This window comes from Halomonas sp. IOP_14 (assembly GCF_021021315.1).
Taxonomy (GTDB): domain Bacteria; phylum Pseudomonadota; class Gammaproteobacteria; order Pseudomonadales; family Halomonadaceae; genus Vreelandella; species Vreelandella titanicae.
Genome location: NZ_JAINWD010000111.1, coordinates 1 through 929, shown reverse-complemented (window position 1 = coordinate 929; position 929 = coordinate 1). Strand labels below are relative to the sequence as shown.

Sequence of the window (929 nt, the reverse complement as noted above, 5' to 3'; positions counted from 1 at the left end):
TTGACCTGGAAGCCTTCTTCGACCGAGTGAATCACGACCTGCTGATGGCACGGGTCGCGCGGCGCGTTGACGACAAGCGTGTACTGCGTCTGATCCGTCGCTATCTGGAGGCGGGTATGTTCCAGCATGGCTTGCCCACGCCGAGGCGGCGGGGGACACCCCAAGGCGGGCCCCTCAGCCCGCTACTGGCGAACATCCTGCTGGACGACATGGACAAGGCGTTGGAACGCCGAGGCCACCGCTTCTGCCGCTACGCCGACGATGTACAAATCTATGTACGGAGCCGACGAGCAGGCGAGCGGGTCATGGGCAGCTTGAGTGAGTATCTCGAGAGCTCACTTCGGCTGACGGTCAATCGCCGTAAAAGTGCGGTGGATCGGCCATGGCTACGCGGATATCTGGGCTACAGCCTCACTCGGCACAAGCAGTCGAAACTGACGCTCGCCAAGACAAGCCTGACACGCATGATGCAGCGTGTCCGTGAGATCCTGAAACGTGGCAGGGGGCGTAACATCCAACGGGTAATCGAAGGGTTGAGGCCAGTCCTACGAGGATGGGCTAACTACTTCAATCTTGTTGATGTGAAACGCCCCTTGGAAGCACTGGATCAATGGATACGGCGGCGCTTACGCGGCCTGATCTGGCGACAATGGAAACGCCCATCGACTCGGCGTCGGAAGCTGCGAGGGCTAGGCCTAGACGGGCACCGCGCCTGGAAATCGGCGGGGAACGGTCGAGGCCCCTGGTGGAATGCCGGGGCTTCGCACATGAATCAGGCCCTGCCGAGGAAATGGTTTTATGACCAGGGACTGATCTCGGTACTGGATACGGTAAGATGGCTTAAACGTTCTGCATGAACCGCCGTGGTACGGAACCGTATGCCCGGTGGTGTGAGAGGACAGGGGAGGCGACTCCCCTTCCTACTCGAT

General features: G+C 60.3%; 1 protein-coding gene. It reads left to right on the top strand.

Translation table 11 applies throughout. The features are described from left to right. A partial coding sequence (locus K7H09_RS24325; protein WP_269064098.1) for a group II intron maturase-specific domain-containing protein occupies positions 1-857 on the top strand: 857 nt, incomplete at its 5' end. Positions 858-929: the final 72 nt, after the last annotated feature.